Here is a 16,606-nt window from a genome sequence, read left to right on the forward strand (position 1 = left end):
TTTTTTACAAAGGTACATTTTAAAAGTAATTATTATGATACAGGGTGTTTTAATTTTTTTTACAACGAATTGTAAGAATTAAAATTAGAGCGCAATATAACTAGTGAAAATTAGTGTATTTGTGGCAGGTTCTTTGGCTTTTATTTAAAATTACAATCGTTTGAGATATTTATTAATTGATCTAAATCGGACTTTAATGGATTGGCTGTAATTACAATTCGATTTAGAGTTACTGTCTTTTTTTGTATTTGAAACTGGTAATAATAATTTTGTTGGATTCTGGTATTTCGATTAGGTTTTCATCTTCTAAATAAAGTAAAATGCATTTATAAGAAATATCTTTAAATTTTAATATGAAAACGAATTTTAGTAAAATAAAGTGTTAAATTACAGGTCTAACAAACCAAATTATTAACCATTATTAACTAAAATTTATGAAACAAAAGAATTTCACCTTTTCCTTCGTTTTGTTCTTACTTGCTTCAGGCATTCTGTTTGCACAAAAAATAACGGTAAAAGGAAACGTAACAGATGAGATGGGAGTTTCAATGCCAGGTGTAAATATCCTGGAGAAAGGAACCCCCAATACTGCTACTTCTGGTTTAGACGGGGATTTTGCCATTAGCGTAAATAAAGGATCAGTTTTATTATTTTCGTTCGTTGGGTACAAAATGAATGAAGCTGCTGTAACCGGAAGTATTTTGAATGTAAAGATGAATCCGGATTCTAAAGAGTTGGATGCCGTGACGGTAACCGCTTTTGGGATCAAAAATAAAACAAAATCTTTGGGTTATGCCAGTCAGACGTTGAAGGCCTCGGATATTGAAAGACCAGGCCAATTAAATGCTCTTGAGAGTTTGCAGGGAGGCGTAGCGGGAGTAACCATAAGTAAAACTTCCGGGGGAGTTGGTGCTGGTGTAGATATTGTTATTCGCGGTGTTTCGTCTTTAGATCCGTCTAATAATAATCAGCCTTTGATTATTATCGATGGTAACCCTGTAAATAACTCGACAGCTATTGGAAATGTAGCTCCCTCAAAAGGTTCTAATTCTGTAAGTAGCGGAGAACAGTTTTCATTTTCTAACAGAGCGATAGATATCAATCCGGAAGATATCGAAAGCTACACCGTTCTTAAAGGAGCAGGTGCTACAGCATTGTATGGTATTTTGGCTGGTAATGGTGTGATTATTATCACTACCAAAAGAGGAAAAGAAGGAAAACCAAAAATTAATATCAATTCCAGCATTTCTTTTAGTGAGGTAAATCATTATCCGGAGCTACAATCCAAATACAGAGAAGGTCTAAACGGAGCTTCTTATGTAAAAAGTACCGTATCGGATAGCCCTAGTGGTTTTGAATGGGTAAATCCTGCAAGCCCGGGAGGGTTCTGGAGTTTTGGACCGGAATATTCCAGTTCAGATGGTGCAGGAATTAAATACAGAAATTTTTATAAAGATTTCTTTAAAACGGGTGTGACTCAAAACCTAGGCGTGAGTGTAAGCGGAGGAACAGAGAAAATCAATTATTTTGTATCTGCTTCTACCAGTAAAGATGAAGGTATTGTACCAAACACTTCTTACCAAAGAAAAACTTTCAAAGCAAATGGAGGGTATCAGATTTCTGAAAAATTTAAAATAGGTTCTTCTTTTGCTTATACAAAATCCGGAGGTATAAGATCTAATAATGGAGACAAATCGGTGATGAGTTCCTTGGCCTATTGGTCACCCTCTATTGATGTAAATGATTATCTTACCGCAGCTGGTAAAGAAAAAGATTATACAAATGGTATTATCGATCAGCCAAGATATTTTACTGCTGTAAGTAATTTAAAAGATGATGTAAATCGTATTATTGCTTCGGCCGATTTTAATTATCAGGCAACTTCATGGTTAAACTTTGTGTATAGAGCTAGTGTCGATAATTATTCAGAAACTAGAAACCGATATGTTCCTGCTAATCTCGATGTAGGAACAGCAGTAAATGGTTTTATTCTGGATGAAAATATTGGCTTTACGGGACTCAATTCTAGTTTTGTGATCACGGCCAATAAAAAATTTGGAAATTTTAATACCACCCTTACCTTAGGAAATCAAATTTTGGATACCAAAAACACCTATTCAAATGTGAGAGGGGAAGGAATTTTTATTACCGATTTTAATAATATTTCTAATGCGACCAATTTGTTTGCTTATAATTCAGGTGAAGAACGCGTAAGAAACGTGGGGAACTTTTTTGAAGCAAAAGCCGATTATAAAGAAATTATTTACCTGGGGGTTACGGGGCGATACGATCAGGTATCTACTTTGCCGGTAAAGAATAATAAATTTGATTATTATTCTACTAATTTGTCTTTTCTTTTTGGAGACCTGATCGACGCAAACAAATCTATTTTGTCTTATGGGAAATTAAGGACCTCCTGGGCACAAAGCGGAAAAACACCCCCGTTTGCGATTTTTAGAAAAAATATAAAAGATGTAAATTTTCCATTCAACGGAGTTGGAGGAGTTTCTGCCACATCTGTTGACGCCAATCCAAATTTGAAAGCCGAAATCATATCTACTTGGGAAATAGGTACAGATTTACGTTTTTTTAGGGATAGGATCCGATTGGAATACACGTATTTTAACAGGGTTAGTGACGATCAGATTATTCAAAGAATTGTGCCACAATCCTCTTCAATTACGGCATTCTGGGACAACGGCGGATCTTTAAGAACAACCGGAAACGAATTGACTTTAGGTGCAGACTGGTTTAAAAATCCAAAGTTCAGCTGGACCTCTACGCTAAATTTTACACAATACAAAACTAAAGTTACAGCATTGCCTTTTGAAAATATTATTTTCGGATACGACTCTCAGGCTACCAATATAACTTCACAAGTACGTTTGGGCGATGCAGCGGGAACACTTTATGGCCAGTCGTGGCAACGAGTAGACGGTAAAGTAGTGATTGGTGCAAACGGATTGCCTGTTTTTAATAAAACAAGTATGGGAGCCATAGCAATAGGTAAGATCGGTGAGGCTTTTCCGGACTGGGTAGCTACTCTCAACAATACCTTTAAAATTAAAAATTTTGATATCGGTTTTTTGCTGGAATATAAAAAAGGCGGAGATGCGTATGATACAGCCAGAAGAAACGGAATTAGAAATGGTGTTCTAGGAGTTACGGCTGACAGAAACGAAACTGCGGTTTTAGACGGTGTAAAATCGGATGGGGCAGGAGGATATGTACCTAACGACATTCCTATAAATAAATCGTTACGAAACAATTTTTATAACAATACGATTTACAATACAGCTGCAGATGCTCTTATACAGGATGCCTCCTGGTTTAAGCTCAGAAATGTATCGGTTACTTATAATATGACCAAAGAAGCATTAAAAACCATTGGTGTTTCTAATTTGTCTTTTACGGTATCGGGCAGTAATTTCCTGATCTGGACACCATTTGATGGTTTTGATCCGGAAGGTTCCAGCTACAGTGCCGGTACCAATGTTTACGGATTTACAGGTTTGACCACTCCGCTTACGCAATCATATTCATTTAGTATTAATCTAGGATTTTAATTTATAAAAGATGAAAAATATACTCAAAACATTCTTGACCATAAGCATTGTCCTAACAACTTATAGCTGTAGCGATGATTATTTTGATGTAAATACACCAGGAAATGTAATACCTGACGCGAATAAGAATCTAAAAGATTTATTGGGGCCTGCAATTTATTACACATTTGATGCTCAGTATGCTGCTGCGACCAGAGTTTCTTTGCTAACGCAATATACTTCTTCTGCACTTAATTCGTCAGTAGGAGTAGACAATCATTACGAAGAATCCTTAGATAGTTATTGGTCTTCTGCCTATGTGAAAGCTTTAGGGAACCTGAAAGAAGTAGCCGATAAAGCCGATGAAACAAAATCATCACATTACAAGGGTATTGTTCAGATTTTGCAAGCGGTAAATTTTGGATTGCTGACGGATCTGTACGGAGATATACCTTTTTCGCAGGCGTCGCTGGCATTACAGAATTTTAAGCCGGAATATGATCGTCAGGAAGAGGTCTACAAAGGTATAAACAACCTATTAGATCAGGCTATTGCTAATTTGTCGGCTCCTAACACATCCTCTTTTACTCCTGGAAAAGAAGACCTTGTTTATGGCGGAAATGTAGAAAAATGGATAAAAGTGGCCTATACCTTTAAAGCGAGATATGCATTGCACTTATCAAAAATCAATGCAACAACTGCTGCCAATACGGTAGTTTCTTATTTGGCAAAAGGAATAACCTCCAATGCAGATGATTTTCAATTGATTTACAATAAAGTTCAGACCAATCCGTGGTATAATAATCAATTAGGGCTTAATACCGGAAATGCATCTTATCTGATAACCAAACAATTTATTGGTTTTATGAACGGAAGCACGTTTGCTTTTAAAACGGTAACAATGGATCCCAGAATGCCATTACTGATTGATCTTAGAAGTTATCCTGTAACAGATGGGGTTGTGAATCCTAAAGATCCAAATCCTAATGTTCCGGGGAATTATATTGGTGGAGAACCTGGGCAGGGATCAAAAGGAACACCGGCACCTAATGCTAAAATAGGGTTGTATTCTTATTATTCAAAAATAGATTCGCCCCTTGTTATTTTGTCCTTTTCTGAAGTTAAACTAATGCAGGCTGAAGCACAATTTATTTTAAATGGAGGTAATGCGACAAGTACCGGAACAAATGCAATAGGGTATAACGCCTATAGGGATGCTATTGGTGCAAATATGGATAAATTGGGGGTTTCCGCTCCGGATAAAAATGCTTATCTGGGAGATGCTTCTATAAACAAAGGTGCCGCCAGTTTGCAGTTGAAAGATATTATGAGACAAAAAAATATAGTACTCTATTTGAACTGCGAAGCATTTAATGATTACAGAAGGTATGATTTTTCTACAAACGTTTTTCCGGGATTAGCCCTGCCCAAAGCCGCTGATCCTGCTAATGGAGGAAAATGGATAAGAAGATTTATTTATTCAACCAACGAAAGAAACGCGAATAAAGCAAATTATGAATTAAATTTTAAATCAATGGTCACACCGGTTTGGTGGGATAAATAAAAACTAAAGCGGCTCTGATTTTTTAATCAGAGCCGCTTTTTCATAAGCTGTTGCTTTGATTCAAAATGTCAATTACTTGGTCTAAATCATTTTTAGCGTGATTGTTTTATCAAATTGGATTACAATTTATTGAGCTGGGCGAAGTTTTTTTGCCACGAATTTCACGAATTTTCGCAAATTGGATCGCGTTTAAATTTAATTAGTGCAATTCGTGGCAAACTTTTTTGTTTTTACTTAAAGTTATAATCGTTTAAGATTTCTATTAATTTATCCAGATCTTCGGGAAGATGATTGGCAGTAATCACAATTCGATTTAAAGGAGCTGTGTCTTTTTGGTATTTGAAATTGGCAATAATAATTTTGTTTGCTTCCAGTATTTCGATTAGATTTTCATCTTCTAAATAAAGTAACGGGTATGTTTTATCAAATTGAATCGCGTCATTTTTGATTAGTTTCTGATCGATGTGATGAAGGTTATCCAGCAGTTTCTGATGTTGTATACTGTAAATTTCGGTTGCATCCGCCAATGTCTGAACAAAAGCGGGATTCATTCCCGCAGCTGATATAAAAGTATCTGTATTTTTGATCTGGTCGATGAAAGAAATATCACTGGCAATAACGCCGCCAGTTAAGCCGAATGCTTTTCCTAGAGACGAAACCATAATTTTGCGCTTAATCGGAAGGTCGATGTGTGAATAGATTCCACCTCCATTTTTTCCTAAAATTCCAAGCGAATGCGATTCATCGATAAGTAAAGTGACTTCTTTATGACTGGGGATTTCCTTTAAAACAGATAAATCAACAGCTTTGGTTTGATAGGAAGGAACTCCGTCAGTAAGAATAGTGATTTTCTCTGCTTTAGAATCTGTTAGACGTGGGTGTATTTGATGGTTCAAAAATATTGGTAAACTGTTGGGGGTTTTAATTGCGGTATGCAGATCTGAAAAATGAAAGTAACAATCGGTGGTTTTAGTCAATTGTTCCGTAACTAATTTTCCGGCCAGCATTCCTGATGACACCGTAACGGCACTTTCGGCCTGTATGTGATGGGCGAGAAAAGTCTCACCATTTTCATAAGCCGTTAATTTTATATTGGCATTGCGGGAGCTTCCGTAAGTAGTTCCCCATTTTCGTATATTTTGAATGGCCAATTCCTGAAAAGCCTTATTGGTGGGTAATCCCAAATAAGCAGTTCCTCCAAAATACAAGTATTGCTCCTGATTGATTTCAATAGTTCTGTCCGGAAATTGGTCTACGTTCATAAAAATTAGATTAAGGTTACTCCGGTGCCGTTAAGTTCAGAATAATGAATTACGCCATTTTTTATGGTTACTCCGGTCGCAATATCCTGAGCCAGAAGTAAGGCTCCGTCCATATCCACATAATCCAGCTGTGGCAATAAATGTGCAATAGCCGAGATTCCCACAGTCGATTCAGTCATGCAGCCCACCATCGTTTTGAGCCCTAATTTTTTGGCTTCTTCAATCATGCGTTTCCCGGGAGTCAGACCTCCGCATTTTACAAGCTTTACATTTACGCCATGAAAATGATTGAAACATTTGGCGACATCTTCTTCAATAATGCAGCTTTCGTCGGCTATTACAGGTAAGACCGAATGTTTGAAAACTTCCTTATGGGCTTCCCAGTCATCGGCTTTCATGGGCTGTTCGAGGAATTCTACCCCTAGTTTTTTGAGCTCAATGGCGTTGTTTATGGTTTCCTCAACATCCCAGCCGCAATTGGCATCGATTCTGAAAATGGCATCAGTGTGTTTTCGAAGTTCTTTAACAATAGCAATATCTTCTTTGGTACCTAATTTAATTTTATAAATAGGCCAGGGTAGTTCCTGCATTTTCGAAACCATTTTTTCGATAGAGGCAATACCAATGGTGTAATCTGTAAGCGGAGTTTTTTCTGTAGAGTAATTCCATAATTCATATAGTTTCTTGCCTTTTTTGCGTGCGTACAAGTCGTTATAAGCCATGTCTAACGCGCATAAAGCAAACATGTCCTCTTTTAAGTACGGATAGATTTTAGACCAGAAAATTTCGGGAGTTTCAGTGGTTGTACTCTCAATAATTCTTCTGATTTTTTCTAAATCCTGAATCATCACCGGAACAGTTGTTTTGTAATACGGATTTGAAGTGGCTTCTCCAAAACCTGAAAAGCCATCACTTTTAAGTTCTACTATTAGTGAAGGCTGAAAATCAATTGATTCTCTGGAAATGGTAAAAGTATGTTGGAGTTTTAAATTGTATTCTCTTAAAATTAATTCCATAAGTTTGTTTTTTATTTAATAGCCCAGCCAGATTATTGCTTTTGCGAAACCATCACGCCAAAGTTTTTCATTATGTTCGCCGCCTTTTACGATTTTGGATTTGGTGAGATGAAGACAGTAACAGCGTTTAGTATCCAGCAGACGTTCCATTTTTGTCATGTCTCTTACCATATTGTCACTTTCTTTGTCTCCGTATAAAAAGTAAATTTTAGTTTTGACTTTAGGAGCTTGTTCCGTCAAAGTATAAATGTTATTTGAAAACCAGAAGGATGGCGAGAATATACCTGCTTTTCCGAAGATTTCGGGATATTTTAATACGGCATAGTACGAAACCAATCCGCCAAGTGAACTTCCCATAATAAGGGTGTTTTTTGCCTTGGTTTTGGTTCTGTAATTTTGGTCGATATAAGGTTTTAGCGTTTTTACAATAAAATCAAGATAATTATCGGCATCACCACCGCCGTATTTTTCATTTTTATACGGAGTTAATTCGTTTAGACGTTTGTCATTTCCATGTTCAATGCCTACTACGATTACGGGGGCTTTCAGACTGTCCAGTTTTTCATCTACATTCCATTCGCCTGCATGCGAGGTTGTGCCATCAAACAAATTTTGGGCATCGTGCATATAAATCACGCTGTATCTCTTTTTGGCCGAAGCGGCATATTCGTTAGGAAGATAAATCCATACTTTTTTAGTTGTTTTTAGCTGAGTAGCTTCGATTGTAAAGGTAGATACGTTTTTGGAAGCAGTACTTTTTTGTGCGCTTGCAACAGCGGTTACCCATAAGAAAATAAAAAAGAAAAATCCCCTAATCATGAGTACTGTTGCGTTTTAGAGTTAAAAACAATATTTTAGCTAAAAATAATAAATTGATGAATACCGAAGCCGAAAAGATAAGTTTACTTTTAGAAATGATTGCTTTCTCTACCGTTGACGGAGAGTTGCATAAAAGAGAGTATGAGTTTTTGTGGTTGGTGGCTCAGGAACTAAATATTGGTCCCGATGTTTTTCGTGATTTATTTCATCAGGAAAGTGCCGGTTCAGTTATAAAATCGGAGTTTCAGCGCATTCAGCAATTTTATCGATTGGCGCTGATTATGTATTGCGATGGTATCTTGCATGAAAAAGAAGCCAAAGCCATACAGCAAATTGCGATCGAAATGGGTTTGAATCCCATTGCAACCCGACGTGTTCTCGATTTAATGAAAAAAGCACCAAATGCTATAATTGACCCTAAACTGTTATTGAAAGTATTTCAGGAACAGCATAATTAACTTTTAAGCTTCAGATCAGGGAATTACTTTTTTTTAATGGACATTTTTAAACCAATACCAGTTTGAAAATCAGGTGCATTGTCCAGATTTAGATCTTCTCTGAAATACACAAAATAAGAAAAACGTTTGGTGGAATAGGTGCAGATAAAATTCCATCCCTCTAAGTCTTCGTATAAATGTGAAATCGTTTTTTGCCAATGCGTCTTTATTCTTTGTCCGGTCAGAACCGTATGATCTTTTTCGTTTTTTCTATTATAGGAGGACTGAAAATTATAATTGATACCATACGAAAGGTGGTTGTTGTTTTTAAGTTTTACCTTATAATCAATAAGACCTTCAAGACTATAGAAGAAATTCCTACTACTAATATTTACCCGATCTCCATATTCTAAAAAATGCTGGCGTAAAACTCCTGCACTGGCACCAAAAGTCAGAATGTTTTTGTTTTTAATGATCTTCTTTTTTAGAATAGAAGAAGAAATTCCAAAATCGGCCACAGGATTGTATTGAGAAGTATTGATACCGAGTTGTGCTCCAAAATTCAAATAGATATGATGTTTTTCATTCATTTCTAATTTTGGATAATAGTTGTAATTGATGTCAATTCCGGGAATGGTAAAATTACCGTTATGCATGGTGAGAACCCTGTCATTTTCGTCTTTATAAGATATTCCGGCTTTATTTAAACCATAGTAATGTCTTGAGAAAGGATCTTCTCCGCCGGCAATGTTACTGTGAAACCATTCGATTGTTTCATCAGAAGTAAAAATAGAGTACGGATATTTTCCTCCATCCAGCGAATTTATTCGTAAACCGAAATTAAGTTCGTGATGAACCGTGATAGGCAATGTAAAAGTAAATCGATACGATCGAATCACACCATCGGCGGTGAACTCTTTAGTATTGTGCGGAACTTTATTTAGGTCAAAAGCATACTCCCGAACATGCCAGGGCATGTTTTCTGCCGCCTTTTGATCGTTGGGATCTGTTAATTCATATGACTTTACATAAGGAAGAGCGACATTACCGCTAGAGAATTCAAATGAAAAAGAGTATTTATCAGGGGAGCGAACATTGAAATTATGATTTAATCTGGAAATATAAATTCCTAACGGGTGATTGGAAAGAATATTCGGTTTGATGATATCCGAAGAATTTTCTATTTCTTTATTCCAAAAATCGTTATTTCCTGATTGTGCCAGGGCAGAAACATGGAAAATAAAAAGAGCAAGAAGGAATAAAAGATATTTCATTTCAGCGTTTTAAAATTTTGTTAAAACTAATGAATTTGAAATTCGTTATAAAATATTTCTCCCATAATTTTAAGGATAAAATTCTTTTATGTTCTGGATGTCAATTGTTTTAGAATCGTGTACTTAAGGTAGCTGTTCCTGTAGTTTTTTAATGTCGTCACGCAGTTTTGCAGCCTGTAAAAAGTCCAGTTCCTTTGCCGCTTTCTCCATTGATTTTCGTTTTTCACGAATCATTTTTTCCAGCTCTGGTTTCGATAAATAAGCCGTCTCCGGTTCTGCCGCAGCTGACGGTAAAGTATGTCCTAATTCATATTCTACCAGAGGATTTTTAGTAAAGGCACTATCGATTTTTTTATTTAAGGCCTGAGGAGTGATATTGTTTTGAGTGTTGTAATTGATTTGTTTGGTTCTGCGATAACTGGTCTCATCGATTGTTTTTTGCATACTGGCGGTGATCTTATCAGCATACATAATAGCTTTCCCATTAAGGTTCCTTGCGGCACGACCAATAGTTTGGGTCAATGATCTGTGGTTTCTTAAAAAACCTTCTTTATCGGCATCTAAAATGGCAACAAGTGAAACTTCAGGTAAATCCAAACCTTCGCGAAGTAAGTTTACCCCGATCAAAACATCAAAAATCCCTTTACGTAAGTCCTGCATAATTTCGATACGCTCCAGTGTATCCACGTCGGAATGAATATAACGACAGCGAATGTTGACTTTGGTTAGATATTTGGCTAGCTCCTCGGCCATTCTTTTGGTCAGAGTAGTGACCAGAACTCTTTCGTCTAATTCGCAGCGAACCTGAATTTCTTCGATCAAATCATCAATCTGATTCAAACTTGGGCGTATCTCAATAATAGGGTCTAATAATCCTGTCGGACGAATAATCTGCTCCACATAAACCCCGTCTGTTTTCTGAAGTTCATAATCAGCAGGTGTTGCAGACACGTAAATAACCTGATTTTGCATGGCTTCAAACTCCTCAAATTTCAGAGGTCGGTTGTCCATTGCAGCAGGCAGACGGAAACCATATTCTACCAGATTTTCTTTTCTACTGCGATCGCCTCCGTACATGGCGTGAACCTGCGAAACCGTCACGTGACTTTCGTCTACCACCATCAAATAATCTTTTGGAAAATAATCCAACAAACAGAAAGGACGGGTTCCGGCATCTCTGCCGTCAAGATATCTCGAATAATTCTCAATTCCGGAACAATATCCTAATTCGCGAATCATTTCTAAATCAAAATTCGTACGCTCTTCCAGACGTTTTGCTTCTAGATGTTTACCAATTTCTTTAAAATAATCGACTTGTTTGACTAAATCCTGCTGGATTTCCCAAATAGCACCTTGCAAAACATCAGGCGAAGTCACAAACATATTGGCAGGATAAATAGTTAGTCTCGTGAATTTTTCAATGACTTGTGAGGTCTTGGCATCAAAGGATTCTATTTCTTCTATTTCATCACCAAAAAAGTGAATTCTATAGGCGTCATCGGCATAACTTGGGTATACTTCAACGGTGTCTCCTTTGATTCTGAAGTTTCCCGGAGTAAAGTCTGCTTCCGTTCGGGAATATAAACTCTGCACCAGACTGTGTAATAATTTCGTTCGGGAAATGACCTGATCTCTTGCTATTTCGATGACATTTTTCTGAAATTCAACAGGATTTCCAATACCATACAAGCAGGAAACCGAAGCGACAACCAATACATCACGACGCCCTGAAAGCAGGGAAGAAGTGGTACTCAGACGCATTTTTTCCAGTTCCTCATTAATGGATAGATCCTTTTCGATAAATACTCCGGTAACCGGCATAAAAGCTTCCGGTTGGTAATAGTCGTAGTAAGAAACGAAGTATTCCACGGCATTATTCGGGAAGAATTGCTTAAACTCAGAATACAACTGTGCAGCCAGTGTTTTGTTGTGTGCCAAAACCAAAGTAGGCCGCTGAACTTCCTGAATAACATTGGCCACCGTAAAAGTTTTTCCGGAACCGGTAACTCCTAATAAAGTTTGGTATTTTTCACCGTCTATAATGCCTTGTGAAAGTTTTTCAATTGCTTGCGGCTGATCACCTTTTGGACTGTATTCAGAGGATACCTGGAAATTCATTTTTGGATGATGAAAGATTAGTGTCGTAAAGATACGAGTTTGATTTCTTTTTTTCGGAAAGTGTAATTCAAAAAAAAACGTCAACAAATTTCATGTTGACGGTCTTTTTATAGTTGGGAATGATTTAGAAGCTAAGACTTAATCTTGCAAAAACAAAACGTCCGTTTTGACCAAATTGAGATATATTTCTGGAATATACAAATTGATTTTGGTTGGATAAATCAATAGCAGTTGGAGTAGCGGCGTAGGTTATATTTCCATTTGCATCAACGCCATTGGCTCTTCTTGCTGTTTGTGGTCCCAGGTTTTTGTCTGGATAAATGTCAAAAACATTGTTAGCACCGATTATGATTTTGGCTACAGGGCTAATTTTAAAACCTACAGACATATCGGTAATCACTCTTCCTCCCCAAAGAGGATGTTCGTTTTCTACTGCTTTTCCATTTACAATAGTGGCACCTACAAAACCATCACCGTTTACGTCCGCAACGTTTGGATCTGTTACGTCTCCAAAGTACACGTTTCTTAAGAAGAAATCGATTTTTTTGTAAGTAAGGCCGTTTGTCAAATTTACTTTTACGCGGGGTACTGCTTCTTCTAAATAAATTCTGGAAGATTCTGAAAAGTAAGTATTTACTTGTCCTGCCGCTTCTAGTATAGGAGAAGCATGAATGTTTCCTATTTTACGTGTTTTAGAAAAGGTACCGGACAAGTCATTTTTTAAAGTCAGATTTTCATTCAGGTTCATTTTGTTGGTAAGTACCACATCAATTCCTTTAGATTCGGTGTCAATGGCATTGGCGAAGAAAGTTGCTGCATTTGCCCCTGCCTGATCATATAAAGACTGAGTCAGTGGAGTTGGCGTAAACTGATCGGTAAGTACGACTCTGTCGTCTATTTTGATGTAATAAGCGTCTGCAGTTATGGTAAGGTTGGCGGATGGAATTTTAGCTGTAAATCCGGCGCTTACACTGGTTGATTCTTCTTGTTTTAATTTCGGAATTCCAAGTAATTTCGCTATTTCAGAATCATTACTGAAAGTTCCTACTTCAAAAGGAACTCCTCCGGTAAACTGTGTTGCAGTGGATTCATAATAAATTTGATGTAAGGATGGAGCTCTGAATCCTGTTGAGAAAGCACCACGCAAATTGATGTTGTCTGTAAGTTTATAGCGGGTTGCAATTTTAAAATTGGTAGTGCTTCCAAAATCAGAATAATTTTCAAAGCGAACTGCTCCGTTTAGCAGCCATTTTTCGGTTACATCTAATTCTAAATCGGTATAAAGAGCGACGCTGTTTCTTTTCTCTGTTTTTGCATTTTCTGCTCTGTACCCGGGGAAAACCTGTGCTCCACCTGGTCTGGCGGCGCCATAAAAATCAGTCACTCTTATGTTGGCAGGTGTTGTACCGGTAACGACATTTCCATTGATGTCGTATTGACTGTAAGAGTCAGGAACTCCGGCATTGATGCCGTACTGTTCGTAGCGATATTCGGCACCAAATGCGACGTTCAGTGTATTGATTTTTTTGCTCATATCAAAATTCGTTGTGTTTTGAGCAAAACGTAAACCTCCTGCATCAAATTCAGTAGGAGAGCCTTCTCTTAAAGTAGCATTTACAGTGTTTTCGATATTATAATCAAAAGAATTTCGGCCATATGTATTGCTCAGATCAAAATGCCAGTCTTTAAAAATAGTACCTCTAAGTCCTGTTGCAGCAGAAAGGTCATTAATGGTAGAGTGAATTTCGGGTAAGAAACCATTTAGGTATAAACCGGTGTAAGATCTTGATTGATTTGGTCTTCTGAAAAAGCCGGCAGATTCACCATTTCTATAGCTGGTTCCACCAAAAACATAAACTTCTAATTTATCATTTATGGGATAAGCGGCATTCAAAAAGAACTGAACACTTTTAAATTCAGATTGCCCTATTCTCATATTAAAGTTTCTTCTTTCGAGCTTTCGGTAAGCCAATTCTCCGTCTGTGGCATCAAAATTTAAGGCCGTTTGTAATTGCGAAATAGTTGTGGCATTACTGATATTTGTTTGTTGTGCCCCGGTAAAATAACTTACTTTGGGAGCATAGTTTTTGATTAAGCTTACAATTTGAGCAGAATTAGGAGTATTGGTAATGTTTCCGTACAGAGAATTTATATTTATTCCGTCTTCTGAAGCTCTTTGTTCAATCGCATTATAAGCGTTATAGATCGTACCTGCGGCATCATTAGCCCTGCTTGTAGCATCTCTTAACTGCAAGCTTCCCGTTAAATTAATAAAACTTTTTTCTTTACCTAAATTAGTTCCGTAATTAACATCCATTTGGTAATTGTTACCATCATTTCCTCCCCTGTGATCGTTAGCATTTCGTGAAAAATTACTTCCTGAAAAGAGATTAATATCTATTTTTTTAGTGTCTTTTTTTATGTTAAGATTAATTACCCCTGCTATAGCGTCTGAACCATATTGCGCAGAAGCACCATCTCGCAGGACCTCTATTTTTTCGAGAGCAAAAGCAGGAATTGCATTCAAATCAGTTCCTACTGATCCTCTTCCCGGAGTTCCGTTTATGTTAACTAAAGAGGAAGTATGCCTTCTTTTTCCGTTTACCAAAACCAATACCTGATCAGGGCCTAAACCTCTTAATTGCGCCGGATCAAGGTGATCCGTTCCGTCGGCTACCGTTTGAGTATTAGAAGTAAAGGAAGGAGCTACCATGTTCAAAATCTGATTCAGGTTGGTTTGTGCGCCTTGTGTTGCAATATCCTTCATTGCAATAACATCTATAGGTACAGCGGATTCAGTAACAGTTCGGGTTGGGTTACGCGAACCAATGATCACTACATTCTCCAGACTTTCACCACTGCCTCCCGATAGCGTAACATTTACAGTTGATCCGTCAACCGTTACGGTTTTGGTTTGTAACCCTACGTATGAAAATTGCAGAACGTCACCAACTTTGGCTTCAATAGTATAGTTCCCGTCAATATCGGTAACGGCTCCTTTTTTGGTACTGATGACCAAAACGCTTACTCCCGGTAAAGGTGCTCCCGTTTCATCGACAACTTTTCCTTTGACAAGATCGATTGCTTTGTTTTGATTAATCTCAACGGTATTTTTTACACGTTCAGCAGCATTAAGGTCATTATTGTTCGCTAAAATGGCAGCGGCTACAAATGGAATAAATGACACTTTTTGGAGCCGTGAAAACATTTGGTTTTTAAATAAATTCTTCTTCATAATTCTGGTTTATATTAGTTTGGTTTAAATTAATAGAAAAGCAAAAAAAATAAATAGTAAACTGGAGTACTATAAATTATTTTTGAAACTGAATTCGTTTGGAATATTTATTCAATAGGTTTCTGCACCATATTGTAATTGTCACTTTTTTTAAATCTATGACCGGATTGAACTACAGTAGATTGAGGTGGTAATTTTCGCTGTATTTTTTTAGCGGTTTTCTAAAATAGTTTAACTGTAATTGTAAATATATATAATTTTAAGTTAAAACTATTGGCTAGTTTACTTTAAGTGTTAATTTTTTTAAATTTTAACAGATGTTTCGCTTTTATGTTCTAAGAAATATTTTTTCAAAGGTTTGAGTTTGTTTTTTTAGGATTTAAAAAATCAATAATTCCCTCATTTACAATTTTAGACTGATCGATGCTTAAAAAATGACCTGCATCATTAATCGTTTTTGTTGTACCGTTTATTAAAAGTTTTTGAGCTCTTTCGCGAGTTTCTTGTGAATTGATAACATCATGATCTCCAATTAAAATGAGAACAGGATTGGTGATGGATTTTAGTTCATCATCTGAGAAAGGACGCATTTTGAGCATGCTTGAATTTGACTTTGCATATTTGTTGGCCAAATAGAATTGTCTTTTGTAAACCGGACTGATTTTTTCGGGATGAATAGAAAAAATTTTCAATGTTTTTTCGAATCTCTTTTCATTTGGGAAAAGTTTCAATAGTAAGGCCGGAGTCATCTTTCTTACTTTATCTACTGATTTGAAGGTTTGTGCCGGACTTAACAGTACTATTTTATCAATAGAATTTTCTTTTTGAGTGGCTAGTAATGTCGCAATCCAGCCACCGCGGGAGGCACCTATGATATCAATTTTTTTTAATTTGTAATGATTGAAAATTTCGTTGTATAGGATAACAATTTCTTCCGAAGACAGTGGTTTTGTGGTCAAAGTAGATTTTCCGGGTTCCATTAGAAAATCAATGGCATAAATGCGGTGTGTTTTGGAGAGTGCTTTTATGTTGGGGTACCACATAGTCGAACTCGCATCCATACCATGTAGCAGCACTAAATCTTTACCGTTTTCTGCACCGCTAATAATTAGATGAACGGTTCCGTAAGTTGTAGGTATATTTTCCTCGGTATATGGAATATCCCAAAGCTTTAGTGCCTGGTCGTATGAATTTATATAACCTTGTTTTTCGCTATTTGTTTTAAAAACATAATCGTCAAATTTTGTCTTTTTAGAAGCCGCACAACCTGCCAGTAAAAGCAACAACACTACTTTAAAGAAAATTTTTGCCATAGGAATAAAATTCAAATTACTTT

The 16,606-nt window shown here is 36.8% G+C and carries 10 protein-coding genes; 3 read left to right on the plus strand and 7 right to left on the minus strand.

All coding sequences use genetic code 11. The annotated features are described in order from the left end of the window. The first annotated feature begins 434 nt into the window (after positions 1 to 434). Together LNQ34_RS14690 and LNQ34_RS14695 are read left to right on the plus strand one after the other, a co-directional pair. Positions 435 to 3,566: a SusC/RagA family TonB-linked outer membrane protein gene (locus LNQ34_RS14690; RefSeq protein ID WP_230000277.1), complete on the plus strand. Its 3,132-nt coding sequence runs from the start codon at positions 435 to 437 to the stop codon at positions 3,564 to 3,566. Positions 3,567 to 3,576: 10 nt separating this feature from the next. Next, the gene (locus tag LNQ34_RS14695; RefSeq protein WP_202701940.1) at positions 3,577 to 5,109 is read left to right on the plus strand and encodes a SusD/RagB family nutrient-binding outer membrane lipoprotein; all 1,533 of its coding nucleotides are present in this window, start codon (positions 3,577 to 3,579) and stop codon (positions 5,107 to 5,109) included. Between the two features lie 230 nt (positions 5,110 to 5,339). On the opposite strand, the gene LNQ34_RS14700 is transcribed toward LNQ34_RS14695, so the two are convergent. Genes LNQ34_RS14700 through LNQ34_RS14710 form a run of 3 tightly spaced genes read right to left on the minus strand, consistent with a single transcriptional unit; the run spans position 5,340 to position 8,206 of the window. After that, on the minus strand, positions 5,340 to 6,371 hold the full coding sequence (locus LNQ34_RS14700; protein WP_230000278.1) for an aminotransferase class I/II-fold pyridoxal phosphate-dependent enzyme: 1,032 nt from the start codon (positions 6,369 to 6,371) through the stop codon (positions 5,340 to 5,342). 5 nt (positions 6,372 to 6,376) lie between these two features. Beyond that, positions 6,377 to 7,387, minus strand: a complete 1,011-nt coding sequence (locus LNQ34_RS14705; RefSeq protein ID WP_230000279.1) for a dipeptide epimerase — start codon at positions 7,385 to 7,387, stop codon at positions 6,377 to 6,379. Between the two features lie 15 nt (positions 7,388 to 7,402). Then, on the minus strand, positions 7,403 to 8,206 hold the full coding sequence (locus tag LNQ34_RS14710; protein ID WP_230000280.1) for an alpha/beta hydrolase: 804 nt from the start codon (positions 8,204 to 8,206) through the stop codon (positions 7,403 to 7,405). Between the two features lie 56 nt (positions 8,207 to 8,262). On the opposite strand from LNQ34_RS14710, the gene LNQ34_RS14715 reads away from it, so the two are divergent. Further along, positions 8,263 to 8,664 carry an excinuclease ABC subunit B gene (locus tag LNQ34_RS14715; protein WP_230000281.1) on the plus strand — a complete coding sequence of 134 codons (402 nt, stop codon included), beginning with the start codon at positions 8,263 to 8,265 and terminating at the stop codon, positions 8,662 to 8,664. A 23-nt stretch (positions 8,665 to 8,687) separates the two neighbouring features. On the opposite strand, the gene LNQ34_RS14720 is transcribed toward LNQ34_RS14715, so the two are convergent. The 4 genes from LNQ34_RS14720 to LNQ34_RS14735 form a co-directional block, all read right to left on the minus strand. Continuing rightward, positions 8,688 to 9,917: a hypothetical protein gene (locus LNQ34_RS14720; RefSeq protein WP_230000282.1), complete on the minus strand. Its 1,230-nt coding sequence runs from the start codon at positions 9,915 to 9,917 to the stop codon at positions 8,688 to 8,690. A 123-nt stretch (positions 9,918 to 10,040) separates the two neighbouring features. Then, a complete protein-coding gene (gene uvrB, locus LNQ34_RS14725) occupies positions 10,041 to 12,035 on the minus strand; it encodes an excinuclease ABC subunit UvrB (protein ID WP_202701946.1) in 1,995 nt (664 codons plus the stop codon). 124 nt (positions 12,036 to 12,159) lie between these two features. Continuing rightward, a complete protein-coding gene (locus LNQ34_RS14730; RefSeq protein WP_230000283.1) occupies positions 12,160 to 15,270 on the minus strand; it encodes a TonB-dependent receptor in 3,111 nt (1,036 codons plus the stop codon). Between the two features lie 350 nt (positions 15,271 to 15,620). Beyond that, positions 15,621 to 16,583 (minus strand): alpha/beta fold hydrolase, encoded by a 963-nt coding sequence (locus LNQ34_RS14735; protein WP_230000284.1) that lies wholly within the window; start codon positions 16,581 to 16,583, stop codon positions 15,621 to 15,623. Positions 16,584 to 16,606 lie beyond the last annotated feature (23 nt).

Source organism: Flavobacterium lipolyticum (genome assembly GCF_020905335.1).
GTDB classification, from domain to species: Bacteria; Bacteroidota; Bacteroidia; order Flavobacteriales; family Flavobacteriaceae; genus Flavobacterium; species Flavobacterium lipolyticum.